General features: G+C 37.3%; 17 protein-coding genes and 1 pseudogene. 13 read left to right on the forward strand and 5 right to left on the reverse strand.

Annotated features, from left to right (window positions below):
* Positions 1-260: 260 nt before the first annotated feature.
* The gene (locus BW986_RS21215) at positions 261-1,058 is read left to right on the forward strand and encodes a fumarylacetoacetate hydrolase family protein (protein WP_076370456.1); all 798 of its coding nucleotides are present in this window, start codon (positions 261-263) and stop codon (positions 1,056-1,058) included.
* A 145-nt stretch (positions 1,059-1,203) separates the two neighbouring features.
* Positions 1,204-1,560 (forward strand): ABC transporter, encoded by a 357-nt coding sequence (locus BW986_RS21220; RefSeq protein WP_076370458.1) that lies wholly within the window; start codon positions 1,204-1,206, stop codon positions 1,558-1,560.
* Between the two features lie 470 nt (positions 1,561-2,030).
* Here the strand turns inward: BW986_RS21220 and BW986_RS30865 are convergent, their stop codons facing one another.
* The 4 genes from BW986_RS30865 to BW986_RS21240 all read right to left on the reverse strand — a co-directional run bounded on the left by BW986_RS30865 (position 2,031) and on the right by BW986_RS21240 (position 7,056).
* Positions 2,031-2,165, reverse strand: coding sequence for a hypothetical protein (locus BW986_RS30865; protein ID WP_260320917.1), 135 nt, complete (start codon positions 2,163-2,165; stop codon positions 2,031-2,033).
* 511 nt (positions 2,166-2,676) lie between these two features.
* Positions 2,677-3,366, reverse strand: coding sequence for a TetR/AcrR family transcriptional regulator (locus BW986_RS21230; protein WP_076370462.1), 690 nt, complete (start codon positions 3,364-3,366; stop codon positions 2,677-2,679).
* 326 nt (positions 3,367-3,692) lie between these two features.
* On the reverse strand, positions 3,693-4,985 hold the full coding sequence (locus BW986_RS21235; protein WP_076370464.1) for an MFS transporter: 1,293 nt from the start codon (positions 4,983-4,985) through the stop codon (positions 3,693-3,695).
* 25 nt (positions 4,986-5,010) lie between these two features.
* The gene (locus BW986_RS21240) at positions 5,011-7,056 is read right to left on the reverse strand and encodes a CocE/NonD family hydrolase (RefSeq protein WP_076370466.1); all 2,046 of its coding nucleotides are present in this window, start codon (positions 7,054-7,056) and stop codon (positions 5,011-5,013) included.
* Positions 7,057-7,422: 366 nt separating this feature from the next.
* Here BW986_RS21240 and BW986_RS21245 point away from each other — a divergent pair, with 366 nt between their 5' ends.
* From BW986_RS21245 to BW986_RS21295, 11 genes and pseudogenes are all read left to right on the forward strand, one after another.
* Complete coding sequence (locus tag BW986_RS21245) at positions 7,423-7,911, forward strand: GNAT family N-acetyltransferase (protein ID WP_076370468.1); 489 nt, start codon at positions 7,423-7,425, stop codon at positions 7,909-7,911.
* A 271-nt stretch (positions 7,912-8,182) separates the two neighbouring features.
* On the forward strand, positions 8,183-8,461 hold the full coding sequence (locus BW986_RS21250) for an ArsR/SmtB family transcription factor (RefSeq protein ID WP_076370470.1): 279 nt from the start codon (positions 8,183-8,185) through the stop codon (positions 8,459-8,461).
* Between the two features lie 110 nt (positions 8,462-8,571).
* Positions 8,572-8,955, forward strand: coding sequence for a VOC family protein (locus tag BW986_RS21255; protein ID WP_076370472.1), 384 nt, complete (start codon positions 8,572-8,574; stop codon positions 8,953-8,955).
* Between the two features lie 403 nt (positions 8,956-9,358).
* Positions 9,359-10,621 (forward strand): dicarboxylate/amino acid:cation symporter, encoded by a 1,263-nt coding sequence (locus tag BW986_RS21260; RefSeq protein WP_076370474.1) that lies wholly within the window; start codon positions 9,359-9,361, stop codon positions 10,619-10,621.
* Positions 10,622-11,181: 560 nt separating this feature from the next.
* Positions 11,182-11,886 (forward strand): cysteate racemase, encoded by a 705-nt coding sequence (cuyB, locus tag BW986_RS21265; protein WP_076370476.1) that lies wholly within the window; start codon positions 11,182-11,184, stop codon positions 11,884-11,886.
* Positions 11,887-11,924: 38 nt separating this feature from the next.
* Positions 11,925-12,800 (forward strand): LysR family transcriptional regulator, encoded by an 876-nt coding sequence (locus BW986_RS21270; RefSeq protein ID WP_076370478.1) that lies wholly within the window; start codon positions 11,925-11,927, stop codon positions 12,798-12,800.
* Positions 12,801-14,365: 1,565 nt separating this feature from the next.
* Entirely contained in the window at positions 14,366-14,893 is a 528-nt protein-coding gene (locus BW986_RS21275; RefSeq protein WP_076370480.1) for a hypothetical protein, read from the forward strand.
* 69 nt (positions 14,894-14,962) lie between these two features.
* Positions 14,963-16,360 carry a DUF2642 domain-containing protein gene (locus BW986_RS21280; RefSeq protein ID WP_076370482.1) on the forward strand — a complete coding sequence of 466 codons (1,398 nt, stop codon included), beginning with the start codon at positions 14,963-14,965 and terminating at the stop codon, positions 16,358-16,360.
* Positions 16,361-16,396: 36 nt separating this feature from the next.
* Positions 16,397-16,546: a hypothetical protein gene (locus BW986_RS30365; protein ID WP_179086130.1), complete on the forward strand. Its 150-nt coding sequence runs from the start codon at positions 16,397-16,399 to the stop codon at positions 16,544-16,546.
* Positions 16,547-16,698: 152 nt separating this feature from the next.
* Positions 16,699-17,223 (forward strand): annotated as a pseudogene (locus tag BW986_RS30870) (ArsB/NhaD family transporter).
* A gap of 74 nt (positions 17,224-17,297) precedes the next feature.
* The gene (locus BW986_RS21295) at positions 17,298-17,966 is read left to right on the forward strand and encodes a DUF2642 domain-containing protein (protein WP_076370486.1); all 669 of its coding nucleotides are present in this window, start codon (positions 17,298-17,300) and stop codon (positions 17,964-17,966) included.
* 262 nt (positions 17,967-18,228) lie between these two features.
* Here the strand turns inward: BW986_RS21295 and BW986_RS21300 are convergent, their stop codons facing one another.
* A complete protein-coding gene (locus tag BW986_RS21300; protein WP_076370488.1) occupies positions 18,229-19,224 on the reverse strand; it encodes a zinc-dependent alcohol dehydrogenase family protein in 996 nt (331 codons plus the stop codon).
* Positions 19,225-19,391 lie beyond the last annotated feature (167 nt).

The following is a 19,391-nucleotide window of genomic DNA, read 5'->3' on the forward strand; positions in this document are numbered from 1 at the left end:
ACATTTCATGGGGAATGTATTACAAGGGCTGCCAATCGGAAAATTTATTGGAGCCTATATAAGGCAATACACAGATAAAATTATAAATAAATTGTAGGTTCCATAAAATACAATCTTATTGACTAAAGGCCGGTTTAGTAGAAGATGGAGTTGCGACGAGAGCTCTTTTTTCACGTAAAAGAACAGGCATGTTATAGTATAGGAGAACCGGATTTTATTTTATCTGAGGTAATCTTTATCATCAAAGGAGTTTTTTCATAATGCATGTGCTACAAAAAACACAAAAAATAGTTCGCTATCAGAATCAACAGGGCAATATACATTACGGTATTGTTGAGGATGAGATGATATTACAACTATCCAGCAGTTTTGCTGAACTTGTCAACAAGGAAATAAAGTATGACGGGGTAGAGCTGAAATATAGTGACGTAAAAATTCTGGAACCTGTAAAACCTTCGAAAGTTGTTAATTTCGGCTGGACATATGCAGGTCATGCAAAGGAAACAGGGGGAGAGGCGAACCTTGTAGAACCATTTCTCTTCTTGAAGCCATTATCTTCGCTTATTGCAGACAAGGAGAAAATTATCCTTCCTCCAAACGAGCTATCCAACCAAGTGGAACTCGAAGGGGAAGTAGCCTTGGTGATTGGAAAGCGCGGAAAAAACATCAAAGAAGAAGATGCGCTTGATTATGTGTTCGGTTGTACGATATTCAATGACGTCACTGCAAGAGATCTTACAAAAAAAGATCCACAGTTTACGCGGGGTAAAGGATTTGATACATTCGGACCTTTGGGACCGTGCATCGTTACCGGGGTAGATCCGACTAATTTGCGGATTGTGACCACTTTAAACGGCCGCGTTGTCCAAGACGGTAATACCAATGAAATGTCTCTAAGCATTCCGTTTCTAATCAGCTGGCTTTCACAAGTAATGACACTGGAGCCCGGTGACATTTTGGCTACGGGTTCACCATCTGGCAGCTGCCCGATCAAGTCGGGGGATGAGGTCGTTGTTGAAGTCGAGAACATCGGTCGATTGACTAATGACGTTCAGTAAGATGTGCCAGCATTCTTAATAACCACGAATGCTAAATAGTTAGTAAAGATCGGAGCTGTCTTTAAGGCAGCTTTTTTCTTTATGCATCAGGGCAGGATGTTTAATAAGGAATGATAAAGTATGTATTTAGATAACCATTTGGGATGTGATTGAAACGGATAGCAGGCTATTAGAAATATATGTTGGATGGGAAGATAAACTAGATACTGACGAATGGTATTTTAGTAATGCATTCGAATCAATTACTAATGGAATGTCTCCGGAAGATGCATTTAATTATGTTCCAAATGTCATTGAGGTGTTACTTACATTAAACAATGACTTTCTAATATGGGAAACTCTTTACTTTTTAAGTGAACTCTATAGTGCTGCCGATACAACCCAAATACATCCACATCACGAAAGTAATTGGTCTGTTTTAACAGAACATATTAAGAAATATGAAGACTCATATGCTACTCCATTTAAAGGACTTATGAGACAACTAAGGACAAAAGAATAAGTTTATCTACTAAATTAGGTGGATTAATGAAGTTGGACATTGGGGTTTTGCCTCATAAAAAAGACAGTCCTTGCAAAGCGATGGAGTATGTAAAGAAGAAATTTCAACACTTAATGAACAATATAATGACTAAAATAAAAGTCTATTATATCTATGAAGAGTCAAGTTAGTGGATTGCTTGACTCTTCATTTCGTTACCTGCAAGTTTTTATGGGAAAGGCTGTTTTCACATACTTTGTTGCGATTTAACAAGTAATGCGGTGTGGTTGATTTCCCCTCCAGATGCTCGCTTTCCGCGGGGCGGGCGGTGAGCCTTCTCGGCGTAAACACCTGTGGGGTCTCACCTGTCCCGCTGCTCCCGCAGGAGTCTCGCACTTGCGCTCCAATCAACCTTAAATCGTTTCGTTTTAAAAACAACACTCTTTACGAAAACAGCCATCGGAAAAGCAAAGAAGGCACGAGATTGTAACTTATTTAGCATTGCGCGGGGGCTTATTAGTTGGATAAATTGCTTTTTCCAAGTCTTCTGCTGCGATCACTGGATTTACTGTATCGCTATTAGCTTTTCCCTTCTGACTATTGCCTTTATCACGCTTTTGGCTCATGCTTAGAACCTCCCTCCATATAGCTACATTTGTTAAGATGGACTAATAGATGGCGACTTATTCACCAAACGGGGGAAGGGCCTCGTTTTGAGTTGAATACACCCATATAGGGTTTAATATGTATAACTGATTTCAGCTAAAGTTGATGGACAATTCAATGTTTATAGATACCCTTTTGGATTATTGATGTTTGTCATAGTAATTATGTCTTGGGCTGTTTTCTAACGTCATTTTTAACTGAAGTTTTATTTCATTCGCGGAATGGCTAATATTCAATAGGTATGTCCCCGTTTCAACGACCTAAGTTATTCAAGAAAAGGGCGCGTTTCTGGGGCAAGAAATGCGCTCTTAGCAGCCGATGCCTTTGCATAAGGAAGATTAACGAAGGTACACTAGAAAAAACAGAAATAATAAAATAAATATCCTTATCCAAGCCTTCTCGATCAATAGAGGAGGGCTTTTTCGATGTCGCTGCGAAACTTGTATGTGTCAGAAGAATGGTAAGGGAATGCTACTGCTGATTGGCATGATCCCAATTTTTAAAATGAAATAGATTTGCGTTGTGTACAATCTCTGTTATATAGTTCATGGTGATTTTTGCAGCCGTTTGAATATCGTAGCTTTTGCGATTATTTAAAATGTTTGTAAACATTCCCTGCCATACTAAAATGGTTAATTCATTAATCGCATCAACATTTTCCTCTTTAATGTAGCCCTCTCTTAGTGCAATTTCTAAAAAGGATCTCCCTCTTTTTGACACATTACGTTCGAATAGGATAGTCTTTAATTCTTCAGGAATGTTAATCAAATCAGACGGATAGATTTTATAATAGTCTTCGAGCAGCTTTTCAGGTTGATCAGCTAGGTCCATAATAAAAACCGCATGGAAAATTTGTGGTTGCTTAAAAGAGTGATTACAAAAACATTCCCATGCTAATAAGTACTTTTCAATTGGATCTTTTCCTTTTTCAATATAATCAGCTACCTCATCTGTGTAGCATTTCAAGAATTTCATTGAAGCGAAAAAAATCAAATGGGAGACCTCAGAAAAATAGTTATAAATGGTTGCGCTATTATAGCCCGCTTTATCCGCAACTTTCCTTATTGTTACATTCTCTAAACCTTCTTCTTCGATAATTTCAGCTGTTGCGTCCACAAAGTATTTCCACATGCGGCCCATTTGTATTTCTTTTTTTTTCATATCCATTCCCCTCGCATTTTTAAAAAGATATAGGTCCATTTCGATTATAGATGACCTTATTTTTTTCACTGAACCCTTTAAAACAAAGCTTTCCTGTTTTCTACCTTTATTTTAAGTGGCGTGCTAATCAATAAAGTGCTGATGGATAAATTATACCAAACTATGGCATGGAAGCCGAAAGAACATTAGCCCACAATAGAAATGTATAAAAATAAAAAGCTGGCAAAAAACAAAACGTTTATCGCCAGCCACTTTACATTTTTGGGGATTTTTAAGAAAACCTCATTATTCTATCACTTGGCAGCCTTTTAATCCTTTTGTTTTTACTAACTTGCTTTCATTATTCTCTTCTGAAGCACAATTTCTTTTCGTTTTTCTTTCGTTACTCTTTGCCAAATTATAGCCGTTATCAACCCAACAATCGTCAAGGCTAATAAAATGGTGAATAATACCTTATAACCGTCTGTACCACTCCAGTGGTCCAAACAAGCACCTGCAACAATCGGCATAAAGATTTCTCCGCTATACCCAATAATCATCAAGGGCATGGCAACTGTTCCCGTTGTTTCGACAGGATAGTCTCCTTCCACTAAAATAGCGAAGTGCGTTGCCTGTAATGCATACATCGATATATAAATAATCGCTATAAAAACTAACAGTAATAAGATGAAAGAAGGCTTTCCGGGTAATACGATGAGAGCGGCTAAACCGATTGCCAGAACACAATAGCCAATTATGACCATATTCGAAATACCAATTCGATCCCCGATAATGCCAGAGCCAAAACTTCCGATTGGGCGACAGTATTGTGAAAAGTAACCCAAAGCAGCGGCGATTATTGTTGAAGCACCAAAGGCAGCCGTTGCATAAGGCGTAATATAATAGAAACTATTAATCATCGCATAAGACGTTAAAATAAGAATGGCTGCCAACCAGGTTGTCGGCATTTTGAGAATCCTCAAAAGTATTGCCCAATCAAATTTTTTATTTGCCTTTTCTTTTATTTCATCGCTACTGTTGTCATCATCATGTTCCTTATAAAGTAACAAAATCATGATCCCTAAAAGAATACACATCACGGAATAGAAAATGATCACAGAGGACAATGCCAGCTTGTCACTCAGTTGCTTTGCTAAAAAGGCGAAGAGTCCTAATACCAAAGCAGATTCGATAACTTTGGCAGCACCGCGTCCGCCTTCAAAAAAGCCGAATGCTTTTCCTTGTTCGTTTTCAGATGCTAACGACCGGACGGCTTTTATTAACGCTACCCAAAAGGTCATGATGGATGTTATACCCCAAGCTGCATAGATTAGCAGCAACACAGGGTAAGGGGGGTACAATAGTAAAGCAAAGCCTAGAATCCCTGTCGTAAATAAGGATATTGACAACAAGTGCTTCGTTCTCCATCGATCCGCCACATACCCTCCAAAGATATAGGAAATCAAACAGCAAACTCCATACGCACTGCCAAGCGTACCCATTTGTGTATTGGTTAAGTGAAAGGCATTTAAGAATACATCATAATAATAGTTTCGAAAATAAGGCAATGTATAAATCATTTCACCTGCAATGATTAAAATGACTAGAGTAGGTATATTTTTCCTCAGTTTTCCTTTCATCTCTTTCTCTCCAATCGCTGGCTTTTTAAAGTCCTAAACGTTCAATCCTTTGATCCCAATTCTTATGAAATGCCGGTCGGTCGTTTTCTTTAACATCCATTTCCCCAACAATGATAAAGTTTTCTGCATCAGAAGTTTGCGTAACGGTAATATCAGCCTCAATCCACCAACCTTCACGGCCAATTCTCATTTTTTGAAAAATGGTATATTTCGCGGAAAGAGGATTAGCATTGCTTAATGTCAACTCTCGTCTCAAATTGTGTTCAACCGTAACATCGATGTCATCAAAACGATAGACGCCTTCACCAAAAACCCCTCCAACACCATCGGTTATGCAAGTCCATGTATCCGTTAAAATATCGTATGAAATGGAACGATCGACTTTTCCCTCTGAAAGCATAGTTGTCGGAGTTAATGGCGCACTTTGAGGACTCATATTCGGTCCAGATACCCGGCTTCCTTTAAAGACTGGTAATGAAAACTTTGCGGTTTCAAGATTCAGGGTAAGGGTTGCATCCTCAGGCATTGTCCAAAACATTGGCCAAAAAGTTGTTGCAATAGATAAACGTACCCGGTGGCCGGCTTTAAACTTATGCCCGCAACAGTCCAAATCAACAAATGCATTTACCTTTTCACCAGGGGTTAACAAGTCTACTTGATCATGTCCATTTAAATGTGTTAAATTCATCACTCCATAAGAAACACGGGTAACGGCTCCATCTGGTGCCACATCTGATAGTTGTGCGAAGAGCATTGCCTTTGGTTTGTCACTTGTTAGTTGTACTTCAAATCTTGGATAACCAACTATTTCTAATGGGCTTTTCAAGAAATCCCCTTCAAATACCATTGCCATACCATCATCCAATCGTTGGTCTGACGGACTTTCTCCCGGTACGCCGGCACCCATCCATTCACCTGATAAAAGGCCGTGATTTAAAGGTGTTTTTAATAACACTCGCTCTTCTGTTTCATCTCTTTCTGCTAGCAACTTACCATGAGTCAATTGATAAGTTTTCGTTAGAACTTCATTTGATGGCCAGGAATCGAGTCCAACCCACTTTCCTTTACTGACTGGTTTAATGGAAGAAGGAGGCATACTTTCCTCAAGCCATACACTCACCATTGGTCCATCCATCGCATCGTTCTCTTTTCCTTTTAGCCAATGGTCCCACCATTTAACAGCTTCTTGCAAAAAGCCCATTGCTGGTCCTGGAACTCCATCATGAGGGTAAACATGTGCCCAAGGACCAATAATCCCCTTCCTAGGGACTGAAAGCCCTTTCATTAAACTTAATACGGTATTCGTATAAGAATCTTCCCAACCATCGATGGCTAGAACTGGCACTTCAATGTCATCATAATTTTCACAAACTGAACCATGCTTCCAATAAGCATCTCTCGTTTGGTGCTCCATCCATTGCGCCATCCATAAAGGCATTTCCTCTAATCTTCCCAGCCATTTTTCACGCCAGCTATCCCCGACAATATGAGGGTCAAGTGGACGCACCTGATAGGCTAGCATAATGGCCCCCCACCAGAAATTATCATTTAAGAGGCAGCCGCCTTTATAGTGGATATCATTGTTATACCGGTCATCGGTAAACCCGAGTGTAATAATTGCTTTTAAATTTTTGGGCCTCCTGGCTGCAACTTGAAGGGAATTAAAGCCCCCCCATGATTTACCCATCATACCGATATTTCCATCACACCAATTTTGCTTTGAGATCCAATCAATAACTTCCAGAGCATCGTCTTGTTCTTGCTTTAAGTATTCATCCCTAAGCAGACCATCTGATTCTCCCGAACCTCTCATATCCACTCTGACAACAGCATAACCGTGCCCGGCAAAATAACCATGCATCGGTTCATCTCTTGCCCTTGTACCGTCTGTTTTTCTGTAAGGAATGTACTCTAAAATGGCAGGTACTTTCTGACCTTCCCCAATTTCAGGCAACCAGATACGACTTGAAAGTCTTGTTCCATCTTTTAAAACAATCCAAGTGTTTTCAATGGTTTGAAACGCATAAGGAAAATGGGTGATAATTTCTTTTTCGTTATATTCTGTTGACATTTTTCATCCTCCATAAAGTAGTCATTATCATCATTTTTAAACTCATTTTAAGCGCTTTCCATAAATTTTTAATCGGAATTATAAAGCAATCATAGTAATTTTATAATCATGATTACTTTTGTGAATCTAGTATATCACCCGAAGATATGACGGACAACTTAAAATTTTCTGAATTTTTATGATAAATTTTTTCCCTTTGAAAATACGCTATTGGAGACGAGTTATGTAACTAACTGATGCGTTAAGAGCAGTGACGTTCAGCCCTTTTCTTATGGCACTAACGGGGCAGGTTAGTTCATGAAGGACAAATGGAAGTTTATGCCGAAATAATTAAGAGAGTTGATTAATTGTAAAAGAGGTATAACAATGAATGTTTCATTAAATCAAATTTCCTCAGATGAAAGGCATATTCTTAAGAATTTATATTCCCTTTATTTACATGACCTTTCGGAGTATACCGAGGGTTTAGACATATCATCAGATGGTTCGTTTGAGTTTGATTCATTTGAATTGATTTGGAAGATGGAAGGGGTAACACCATATTTTTTGAAAAAAGATAAGACAATTGTAGGGTTTTTATTACTCTTGGAAAGGCCGTTTTTAAATAAGGAATATGATTACAGCATTAATGATATTTTTATTTTGAAAAAATATAGAAGAAAGGGTATTGCCATTGCATTAGTAAAGGAATTGTTCAAACAAAAAAAGGGTAGCTACTTTGTTGTTGAATTAGCCAAGAACATTCCTGCCGTTATATTTTGGAGAAAGATTTTTAGTGCGCTAAATATAGATTTTGAAGAAAAAAAGAAAATGATAGATGATGAAGAATGTTTGATGCAATCCTTTCATATTTAAACATTAACTAACAGGTGCTCTACTTCAATAACAAGGGCCGCTGCGGCAGCCTTTTTCTTATGGAATTAACGGGGCAGGTGCTTATAAATTTAACTAGTGTGATGATCCAATGAGGATTCATGCACTTTTTAGAAATTATATTTCGATAATGGAACAAACTACAATTATGTGACTTTAACTTGTTAGGAATACATGATACGGTGCTTTTATCACGCAACTCTACGGTTGCCTGTTCTTGACAAGCAACCGTAGAGTTGCTTATACTCGATATATGAATTGGGACAAAGACGCAATATTCAAGGCACTTGGAGACTCGACTCGGCGGCTTATATTAGACGAACTCTCCGAACGCAACGAGCTGACGTTGTATGAACTTACGGTACGTCTCATTATGAAGCACGACATTTCCATTTCGCGGCAAGCGATAGCTAAACATCTTTCTGTATTGGAAGATGCAGGGCTCGTAAAATCAAAACGGAAGGGAAAGTATCGAGTCGTTATATTCAACAACGAACCACTTAAAAATTTGCTAAAAGGATGGATAGAGTAATTTTATTAAATCGGAACAAGACTTCTGACAAATGTGTGGGCCCGTTTTGCTTGCAGCCAGATTGTTAGCACAACACCATGCGTCACAAATATCAAAGGAGGCAAAACAAAATGAAAATCATTGTTACCAGCATATTCGTACAAGATCAAGATAAGGCACTGGAATTTTACTCAGAAAAGCTGGGATTTGTAAAAAAGCAAGACGTTCCAATGGGGAAATTCAGGTGGATCACGCTTGTTTCTCCCGAAGCTCATGACGGTACCGAGCTTTTACTCGAACCGAATGAGCATCCTGCCGCACAGGAGTATCAAAAGAAGATATTTGCAGATGGCATCCCGGCAACAATGTTTGGCGTTGCAGATATTCATGAAGAGTACAAACGATTATTGGAAAACGGCGTGAAGTTTACTATGGAGCCGACAAAAATGGGCGAAGTCACAATAGCTGTCTTGGACGATACATGCGGCAACCTTATACAGATAGCGCAGCAATAACTTTATGTAGAAAAAGATGTAACTTGTTCTTTAAACAGCTTTATGCTAACCCTGTCCTAATTTTAGGACAGGGTTATACTTGTTTAAGTGCAATAGAAATGTACCATTATGGATCACCTAAACTAACTGGTGCGTTAGCTGATTAAGGAACAATAAAAGGTGGAGTCAGGATTAATAATTAATTCTTATAACCTTATAGTAATTCAGTATTTTACTGAATCGCGAAAAAATGATACAGTTTTTGGTATATTTACAAATATTTTTAAAAGGGGGTTGTCTATGGAAATGTAGAATCAATTTTTAAAGGCCATTTCTTCTTTCTCATTTCATAGTCAAATGAGAATGGAATGATCTATTTATTGTGTGATGAGGCTATTAATCTTTCGTTCAGGGAGGACAACACATGAAAAAGTTTTTTGCTTTTCAAGTATTAATAGCACTGTTTATTGGAGCACTTATCGGACATTTTTTTCCTGTACTTGGCCAATCCTTAAGACCAATTGGCGACGCTTTTATTCATCTTATTAAAATGATTGTTGTGCCTATTGTTTTCACCACTATCGTCATTGGGTCATCAGGCGACGGGAACATGAAAAAAATGGGTTCATTAGGACTTAAAACAATTATTTGGTTTGAATTTATTACCACTCTGATTCTAGGTTTAGGTCTTATACTTGTTAACATTTTAAAGCCTGGTGCCGGGCTCAATTTGTCCCATCTTGCTCAAAAGGATATCACACAATTGAATGAAAGCGTTACCAAAGTTGTCGATTTTAAAACGATGCTTGTTAATATCATTCCAAGCAACATTGTTGATGCGATGGCAAAAAGTGATTTATTAGCTGTTATATTCTTCGCCATTTTATTTGGGGCAGCTGCTGGAGCAATTGGCAAAAAGTCAGAGCCGGCAATGAAGTTTATGGAATCAGTTGCAAATATCATGTTTAAACTGACACAAATGGTCATGGTAACAGCACCGATTGGTGTACTCGCTCTCATGGCAGCCTCTGTAGGTCAGTATGGCATTGCCCTTTTAATCCCTATGACAAAGTTGATTGGGGTTGTGTATCTTGGGCTTGCTATAGTTATTTTCGTTCTATTCCCAATAATTGGATGGATCTTGAAGATTTCTTACTTTAAAGTGTTTCGAATGGTATGGGATTTGTTCCTTATCGCTTTTTCAACAACAAGTACGGAAACCATTCTGCCTCAGTTAATGGAACGAATGGAAGCATACGGTTGTTCGAAACGCGTTGTTTCATTCGTTATTCCTTCTGGGCTATCACTGAATTGTGATGGTTCGACATTGTACCTTTCTGTTTGCTCTATTTTCTTGGCACAAGCATATGGCATCCCGATGGATTTTGGCCAACAGTTGATTGTAATGGGGGTTCTTGTTGCAACCTCAAAAGGAATTGCCGCTGTTCCATCCGGTTCGCTAGTTGTCCTTTTAGCTACCGCCTCAGCAGTAGGGCTTCCTGCAGAAGGCGTCGCAATTATTGCAGGAATTGACCGTGTGCTGGATATGGCACGTACTGCTTGTAATACTCCTGGACATGTTCTCGCTTGTATCGTTGTTTCGAAGTGGGAAAAAGAATTCCGTCAGGGAGATTGGAAAGCCCAAACCGAACAGTCAGGCATTCGGCAGGTGCCGCCAACATTTTGATGAAACGTTAAGCAGCATCATTACATCAGAAGAATGGGGAAAAGCAAAGATACAAGAAGCACGGACCTGATATTCTCGCCCCATTGTTGAGAGTGAAAGTCGAGAAATAAAGTCTTCCTTCACTAACAGCTGCGTTAGCTTAAAATCGGAACTGCCTTAAAGGCAGTTCTTTCTTTATGGAAGGCTCTTTTCGTAAAGATTGTTGTTATTAAAACAAAACGATTTAAGGTTGATTGGAGCGAGCATCTGGAGGGGAAATCAACTACACCGCTTTACTTGGTATGCGAAAACAGCCTTATGGAATTAAAGGGGCAGGATGGTTCAAGTACAGGGAACAGTTATGATGGACTTGAGGAGGGACATTTAATGGTCTGTAAGAAGTCCTTCGAGAATTTGAGGGGAAATGTTTCAATGGAAGCTTCATCATTAGTAAAGTTCAATTTATTGTTTCTATTAGTGTATAGATTATTTCTATAATTCATCGCTTCGTATAAAAATTATAATAAAGTTAAGTATTAAAAAACTATATTATAAAATTTTAAATATAAGTGGTGAAGAACATGAAAAAAGTAGTTGGGATTATTGGTGGAATGGGACCATTAGCAACTGTTGATTTAATGAATAAAATAATTTTTTATACACCTGCAAAGAAAGACCAGGATCATATCCATATTATCGTGGACAATTATTCACAAATACCTGATCGAACAACAGCTATTTTGGGAAAGGGTGCAGATCCGACTCCTTTTATTGTACAATCGGCACAAAGGCTAGAAAATGCTGGTGCGGATTTTCTGGTAATGGCTTGCAATACTGCTCACTTTTACTTTCAATCAATAAAAGAATCCGTTAGTATCCCGATTCTACATATGCCTTTAGAAACAGCTCGCTTTTTACACGTAAATAATATGAGGAGAGTAGGTTTGTTGGCCACTGATGGAACAATAAATACAAAACTGTATCAACAAAGTTGTCAATACTTTGATATTCAAGCCATTGAGCCTGATAAGCAAATGCAAAAGGAAGTGATGGAAGGAATATATGCTATTAAAGGGAGTGATTTGGAGAAAGGTCGTTTATACCTTTCAAGAGTAGCTGATAAATTAATAAAAAGAGGGGCAGAAGCTATAATAGCAGGTTGTACAGAAATCCCTCTTGTACTTAAATCATCCCAAAATATTTGTATGATTGACCCAACAGCAATTTTAGCCAAATCGGCAATTAAAACAGCTACTGAGCCAGAATCAGCTAAAGCAATTGGGTAAATTAGATAAATGGTGAACTAAAATTAGGAGCAGTAAAAATGAATATTGAAAATATTGAAGCCTTCATTTATGTTTGTCAACTAGGTAGTTTCAATAAAGCAGCTGAGGCTCTTTATTTAACTCAACCTTCTGTAACGGCACGTATTCAATCCCTTGAACGTGAAATTGATTTAAAGCTTTTTCATCGAAACGGAAATAAAATTTCTTTAACTGAAAAGGGAGAATATTTCTTTCCGCACGCACAAAAAATTCTTCAATCTTATCAGGAAGCAAAGTACGGATTACAACAAGTAACTGTACCTTTTGAGCTAGTACTTGGGAGTGCATTGTCCATTTCCAACAACATTCTCCCTGATATTTTGCCTGCTTTTAAATCTAAGTTCAAGGATGTTAGAATCAAAATTATAACAGGACATTCTAAAGATATTTTACACAAGGTCATTAATAAAGAGGTTGACTTTGGCATTATACGAACAGAAACCCATCCTCAAGTAGAATCAATTCGTCTTTATAATGATCCTATTAGCCTTGTTGTCCCTTCAAATCATCCTTTTTTAAAAGAAGAAAGAGTAACAGTAGAGGATGTAAGTAAACAGCCTCTAATCTTTTTTGATTATGGATCCATCGATTGGCTCATCATTCATCGTCTATTTCAAAGTAATGGTGTAAATCCGAATATATATGTAGAAGTTGACAATATGGAAACGGCTAAAAATTTAGTATTACAAGGCCTAGGCATTAGCTTTTTACCTGAGCATTGTGTAAGGAAGGAAATAGAAAATGAAGAGTTATTTAGAGTGGAAATGACTCCTCCCGTAAAAACGAATATTAGTATAGACTTTATCTATTTAAAAGGTAAAACCAAATCTGTTTTTATGGATTTTTTAAAAAATAAAATGTTTGAAAAACAATAAACGAATGATGTGTCCAATCATTGGCAGGAGGGTCTTCGGAGCCGATTGGTCGAAGGTCCTTTAGAGTTGAAATAAATGGATGTAGTATGAAGTTAAGAAATTATAGTGTGAAATATTGTACTTAAACTAAATGGTCAGCCAGTAATATTTTCTTGCAGACTTTATTATTTGAACTTTACTTCCTTAACAATCCTTCCAATTTTTAGTGCCCATCGAATAGGGATGTTACTTAGACCAATCTTAAGTCATTAAAGGGGTAGGATAGTTTAAGCAGTTTTCTCAATATTTACGGTTTCCTTAAGTGGTTCTTACAAATACATTAATGTTGAAACACAATGAGGAACTAAGAAGGAGCATAAGTTTTTATGCCTAAGTATTAGTTGAAATCACTAATTCAATTTATTTTCCCAACCAAACCAAAATCGTCTGTTTTAAACTATCATTAAAATAAATTTCTCTAACTCCAAAAAACGGCGATGCCAAAGAAGACCCACGGGTGTTAATTGAATAACGAAAGAGCTGTCTTAATGGTCAGCTCCTAAATTCAAAAAGGTCTGTGGGCGATGCGATTGGGGGATACCTTCCAAAAGAAAGACATCGAGAGGCTCAAAAGGTTAAAACCCCTTTCACACAAACTTTTTGATGCTATTTTTTTCTGTTCCTTTTCCCTTAGGCACCTTTACCCTGTTTCCCCTCATTGTTTCCCGCCGATTCTCCTCCTTCATAAAAACCTTCATGGCCTTTAGGTTCCGAGAGCTCCTGGGTTTGCACTGACTCGGAGGAGGCTGTACCATCTTTCGGTTCTTTTTTCCTTAGGCACCTTTGTCTTCTTCTGTTACCTCTTGAGTTGCACGCACTGGGTGTCCCTTTTTATTAGATTTTTTCTTCATTTTTTCACCATCTTATTAAATTTATTTTCTTGTTTAACTTATGAAAAAAATCCGAAACTCGATTAGATCCAATACATTTATTTTTGCAAATCTTGATCCATACCTAAATGAATAATTTCAGAAGCGTCCTAATTAACAAACAACCATCTGTATTTTCATTTTCCCCTGTCACAAAATCCGTCATGTAATAGGTCAAATATTGAGCATAACGATTGTTTGTTTTTAACAATAACTCGTCCACATAATACACACCGTTAGGTATTTGGTCTAGCAAAGTACGGTTAATGAAGCGCAGATACCGCAGCGACCCACTCTTCATTTAAGTTCATTAAAGTGACTATCCATTACACCAATTCATCTGTTAGATGCTGAGCGAATTTCTCACATGGATTTAGGCCATCTCTTTACCCCTGGCTATTCAATATCCTTCAGCTATCTTAAAAGGCGTTCTCTGCTTCGAATAAAGTACTTTTTTAAACTATCCATTATTCTGGCCATAGAGTTCATTCAGGAATTTCAGTCATTTAACTTCAGGAAATTCTAAAGGTTAGTGCATATACACATTTTTGATGAATTCCAGTCTTATTGATAGAAGATGGACATTTACCACGACACAATGTCATTCCATGACACATATACATACAGGGTAAATGATTATATAGGAGGGGCAACATTATGAATAAGGAATGGTTAACTAATTTGGTTGGGAAAGTTCTAAAGGTAGATAGAGGAGGGCCTGAATCTCGGACAGGATTATTATTAGGCATATACGATGACCACTTATCGATCTTAACTGAACAAGAAGGTGTTATCTACTATAAAACCGACCATATCAAAAGTATTACCGAGAATGTAAAGAAGGGATTCCAATTTCAACTGGAGGTTCCCGAAGATTTTACTTTTAAAACAGCTGCAACTTTTAAAGGCTTACTAGGTGACCTCAGAAATCAATGGGTAAATATTAACCGAGGCGGCCCCGAGAAGCTTGAAGGAGTACTTCATGATATTAATGATGAATTCATAACATTAATACTAAACGAAGAAGTTATTCGCCTGTCAATGTTCCATATCCGCAGCATCAGTTACGGTGCAAGAGTAGAGAAACCTAAAGAAGAAGAAAAATCAGAAAAAAATAAAGATAATAAAGACGGTGGAAAATCGGAAAAAAATAAAGATAATAAAGCAGAAGAAAAAGAAAAATAGTATTTCCCATAAATGATGTGTCGCTTCCGGACAGAAGCGACCATCCAATTAAAAAGGGGGACTCATCAGATGAAAAAACAAAATTTTCAAGAGGCACTTAATTCACTGATAGGTTTTAATATTAGTATTATTTCTGATGATAAAACTGTTCATGATGGGGTAGTACTTGATGTGAAGAGCGACTTTATTGTCATTCAAATTAATCCAAATAAACAATGTTATTTCAACTTAAATCAGGTTTATGCCTTATCAAAAAACACCAAAGAATTCCAGGCTCAAATACTTGATCACGAACTAACACAGAAACAAAGTTTTACAGAATTAATAAATGAACTCCAAGGCCATTGGGTGACAGTAAACAAAGATAATAATCTATCGTTTGACGGATTTTTAAGTACCGTAACTAATAATTATATCGTTTTATTAAATAAGGATAAACAGCTTTATGTACAATTATCAAATATACTCTATATTTTCAAAGGGATAGATAAAAAGGAATCGTCAGAGAACAAACAGCAGGAAAATAAGGACGAAAAAACTGAAAATAAACAGTCAGAAGGGGATCAAGTTAAGGAAAGTGATTCCATATTGAAGGAAGACACTGAAATTAATTCCAAAGGGGAGGAAGAGCCTGTTGACCAGAAACAAGAACAGGACATTTTAACTATTGGAAAAGAGGAACCAACTTCTGCCCCTCCGGAAGTTTTATCTGACGTGAAAGAAGAACCGACTGTTCAATCTACAGTAAATCAAGTGGACAAAGATCAATCCAATGTACAAGAAAGTACGGATCAATATACGGAACAAAAATCCCCTGAAAGTAAGAAGGAAAACCCTACAGCAACTAATCCTGTCCATCCGGAAGTTTTATCTGACGTGAAAGAAGAACCGACTGTTCATTCTACAGTAAATGAAGTGAAAAAAAATCAATCCAATGTAAAGAAAAGTACGGATAAAAATAAGAAACAAAAATCCCGGAAAAAAAAGAAAAAAGAAAGTAAGAAGGAAAACCCTACAGCAAGTAATCCTGCCCCTCCGGAAGTTTTATCTAACGTGAAAGAAGAACCGACTGTTCAATCAACAATAAAAAAAGTGAGCAAAAATCAATCCAATGTAAAGAAAAGTACGGATAAACATAAGAAACAAAAATCCCAGGAAAAGAAGAAAAAAGAAAGTAAGAAGGAAAACCCTTCAGTAACTAATAAAAAAGATATTCAAGAGGCAATCCAAGAAAACCCGACTGGGGAATTCAGGAACTCAAGCCCTGAAGAAATGAATGAACAATCCGCAAAGAAAAATAATTTAAAAGAAAAAAGGAAACTGATAGATAAGAAATGTTACGAATTAATGAAGTCCACTGAAAAGGTGTATGCAGAAAATGGAAAACGAAAAACAGAATATTATTCATTGATGAAATTTGCTGAAAGAATGAAGGGGAAATTGAAGGCAAAACGGGTAAAGCCTTAAGATAAAATTAAAGGCCAATTGAAAGGAGGACATGGAATGATGATTTTGTTTTTTTCTGTACTTGGAGGAGTCTTCTATTCCTTTTTTGTAAAACCTCAAAATCAAACCACTCCTGATACCGTAAAAAATTACACCATCCAAAAACAAGGCGGCGGAGGTAAATACTTAGTTTACAAATTGTCTTGATGTCAATAATTTTTACTTTAACTATTATTCTCATGTTATGGAGACCATTTGGGATTAATGAAAAAATGGGATAAAACCTTTCACGCTATGTGCATACTCATCCACTCAATGTTAAACAACAATCCGAAGATAATGATTGGAAGTTGTTTAAAATGAGTTTTGCAATCATCATCTTAACTCGGCGAGCTTCTTCGCACTTACACCATTTGGGGTTCCCTTGGAATTGGTCGGTGGGAGCGTTCCTTTTGATATTACTGAGATGGTATAAAACCAAAACTGGTCTTAGCGATATTGTAAAGAAAACACCCTGGCATGTTCTTTCATTTGCTTTCAATATGTACGTGCTGGTATATGGTTTGAAGAATGTTGGCTTGAACGATTATATAGTCAGCAATTTAAAACCCTTAATTATGGATAGCCCATTCAACGCAACCATGATCATGGGCATATTATTAACTAATAATCTTCCTGCAGTTATGATAGGGACTTTGTCGATAACAGAGATGGGATAGGATCCTCACCTTGTGCAAATTGCTTATCTTGCTAACGTGATCGGAAGCGATATAGGTGCTTTGTTGACGCCTGATGGTACGCTGGCTACATTAATTTGGATGTTTATATTGAAGAAACACTCCATCGATATCTCATGGGGAAGTATCTTAGAGTTACCTTTTTGATAATTCCTATAGGGTTAATCGTAAGTTTGTATTTTTGGACCGCTTGGCTATTAATGTAGGAAGGAGGGGTGATTATGAATAAAATCTTACAAAATCTCAGAGGAAAAACAATTAAAATAGAACTTTCTGGAAAAAAATTCTTTTTCGGTACATTGGTTGATACTGGTATTGATGTAGTGGTTATCTTTAATGGACAGGATTTTGTGTATCTTCCAATAATTCATATTCAAAATTGCAAAGTAAATACTACGGAAAACGAGGAGATTTCCCTCCCTGTAGATTCACCTGGAATTGAAGCTGAGGAAGAATTATCACTACGAAAAACTCTTTTATCCGCGAAAGGGATGTTCACGGAAATATACGTAACTGGTAACCAGCCTTTACACGGGTATATAACAAGGGTGATGAATAATTACTTTGAATTCTATTCACCAGTTTATAAGACTATGTATATACCTTTATTTCATTTAAAGTGGATTATCCCATACACGGACAATCAAACTCCTTATGGTTTAAGTAACAAGGATCTTCCTGTACATCCTTCAAACCTTTCATTGGCAAGAACCTTTGACGTACAAGTGGAAAAACTGATCGGTAGCTTAATTATTTTTAATATAGGAGAAAACTCCAATTTAATTGGACAAATTAATAAGTTAGAAGATAATTTTGTTGAACTTATTACGGCAAGGGAGGAACCTGTATATTTAAATCTTCATCATATTAAAACAGTTCACCTACCCTGAATAAAAGGCAGCAAATATGCTGCCTTTTTGATATTCCTTTTCTAAAGCGTAAACAAGGTGAGAATACTTTACGAAAAACCCACTTCTTACATATTTATCTTTTATCTATAAGATATAAAAAGCTTCTGAAAAGGAGCTTTTTTCAATGGTTCACCAATAGCTTTAGTGTAAGTGGATTTATCGCATTGTATATTTCCTTATCTATTTTAATTAAATAAATCAAAGTTTAAAAGCAGACGTTACGTGAGAATCTTTTAGAATATCACCAACTATTTTTCAGAACAATTTTTCCAATCGCCTTGCCTGACTCCATGTATTCATGGGCTTTTGAAACTTCATCAAACGTAAAAATGTTTGGATCCACAAGCGGACGCAGCTGCTCTTCCTCAACCAGCCGAGCAACCTTCTTCAAAATTTCTCCATAATGCTTATGCATGTCCTTGTTTAATATCTTCAACAACATAAAGGTAACATGCAGAGAAAGTCCCTTTGAATGCACTGGGGAGAGGTCATGGGTCGAACGGGTAGCAATGGCTGCTACCGTTCCATGTACCGCAGCCGCCTCAAAGGAGCGATCAAGGTTTTCTCCTCCTACCGTATCGAACACAACGTCAAATCCTTTTCCGTCTGTATATTTCTGTACATAGTCGTGAACGCTTTCTGCGCGATAATTAATAGTTACATCTGCACCAAGACTTGTGCCAATCTCCAGTTTCTCTTGCGAAGAGGCAGTTGTATAGACTGTGGCGCCTTTCCATTTCGCCAGTTGAATGGCAATGTGTCCTACACCGCCGGTCGCTGCATGGATCAGTATATTCTGTCCAGGGAGTAGATTTGCCCGATTGAATAATGCTTCCCATGCGGTAATGGCAACCAATGGTAAAGCTGCGGCTTCTTCCATCGTCAAATTTTTCGGTTTGTGAGCAAGTAAATCGACATCCGCCAGCATTAACTCTGCAAGTGCACCGCCAGTCCCTCTAAAGCCACCCGCGCATCCAAATACTTCATCGCCAACATTAAACTCGGTTACTCCTTCACCCACTGCAAATACCAAACCTGCAACATCCCCATGTAATACTGCCGGAAACTCGGGGGAAACGGCTGGAACTGCACCAGCACGGACTTTCGTATCAATGGGGTTTACACTTGTAGCTTTGACTTGAATGAGGACATGTCCAGGTTTTAGTTCAGGTTTTGAAATCTCTTTAAATTGAAATACGGAGGGTTCACCAAAAGATTGAATAATTTGTGCTTTCACTTTAGTCACTCCTACTTATTTTTTAGGAAAATGTCTCATCAGACTATTTTCGTAACATCGTTGATGATCAATAGTATGAAAAGAACGAATATTTAGTCTTCTCTTGCAAAATCAATGATACTTTATATAATATAAAATTAAAAGTACGCACATTTTTGTTTAATAGG

The sequence above is a fragment of the Peribacillus simplex genome (genome assembly GCF_900156045.1).
Lineage (GTDB): Bacteria > Bacillota > Bacilli > Bacillales > DSM-1321 > Peribacillus > Peribacillus simplex_D.